Raw genomic sequence first — 1,331 nt, forward strand, 5'->3', positions numbered from 1 at the left:
ACGACCTTTGTCGAGGCTTGATTCAACAACCGTACCTTTCGCAGGCGCTGATGGAACAGCTTTAAGCTCCAACATTTCTGCTTGTAGAAGAACCGCATCAAGCAATGCATCAATACCAGTACCAGTGTGCGCCGATACAGGAATGAACTGCACATCACCACCCCAGTCTTCTGGGATAACATCTTTTGCAGCGAGCTCGTTTTTAACGCGATCTGGATCTGCTTCTTCTTTATCCATTTTGTTGACTGCAACAACAATCGGCACGCCCGCTGAGCGAGCGTGCTGAACCGCTTCTTCAGTTTGAGGCATTACACCATCGTCTGCCGCAACAACAAGAATAACAATATCTGTACTTTGAGCACCGCGAGCGCGCATTGCGGTAAACGCAGCGTGTCCAGGCGTATCAAGGAATGAAATCATGCCGTGACCAGTCTCAACGTGGTATGCACCAATGTGCTGGGTAATACCACCAGACTCGCCTGCAGCAACTTTCGCACGACGAATATAATCAAGTAATGAGGTTTTACCGTGGTCAACGTGGCCCATTACACTAACAACTGGTGCACGAGGCATTTCTTCGCCATCGTAACTAATGCTATCTAGTACATCAGTTTCGACTGCATCTTCAGAAAACAACTTAACCTTGTGGCCCATTTCCTCAACAACCAAGGTTGCTGTTTCTTGGTCAATTGACTGGTTTTGCGTTGCCATCACACCAAGGCCCATTAGAGTCTTGATGACTTGAACTGCTTTGACTGACATTTTGTCAGCAAGCTCACTCACAACGATATTTTCACCAACTGACACTTCTTTTACGACAGGTGCACTTGGTTGTTGGAAGCCGTGAGATTTCTTTTTCTTTTTCGCTTTAAGTTTGCGAGGTTGAATCTCTTCTTCCAAAGCATCTTCAGACAATATTTCGCGAGATGCATTTACTGCGTGAATATCGACCTCTTCTTCACGCTGACGCGGTGCACGATGTCCAGCAGATTTGTTGTGCTTCTTAGGCTTATCATCATCAGAACCGCCTGCCGAATCATGCCCTTTCTTCTTAGGAGCACGTTTCTTGGAATTGTCGTCAGCATCACCTTTAGGAGCAGGAGCTGGCTTAGCAGAAGCTTTCGCAGACGCCTTTTCTGCTTCAGCTTTCGCAGCCACTTCATCAGCCGCTTTTTTCGCTTCGGCTTCAGCCGCAGCTTTTTCTTCTTCAACCTTTTGCGCTTCTACAGCTGCTTTGCGCGCAGCATCTTCAGCTTCTTGCTTGGCACGCAATGCGTCTTGCTCTTCTTTTTGCTTCTCAAGCTCAACATTTACATCTGGGCGCTTCACAT

Annotated in this window: 1 protein-coding gene; it reads right to left on the reverse strand. The window is 47.3% G+C overall.

Annotated elements, in window-relative coordinates:
• Positions 1–1,331 (reverse strand): translation initiation factor IF-2 (locus A3738_RS14865; protein WP_156504280.1); only part of this gene is annotated, 1,331 nt, incomplete at both ends.

Source organism: Oleiphilus sp. HI0066 (genome assembly GCF_001635725.1).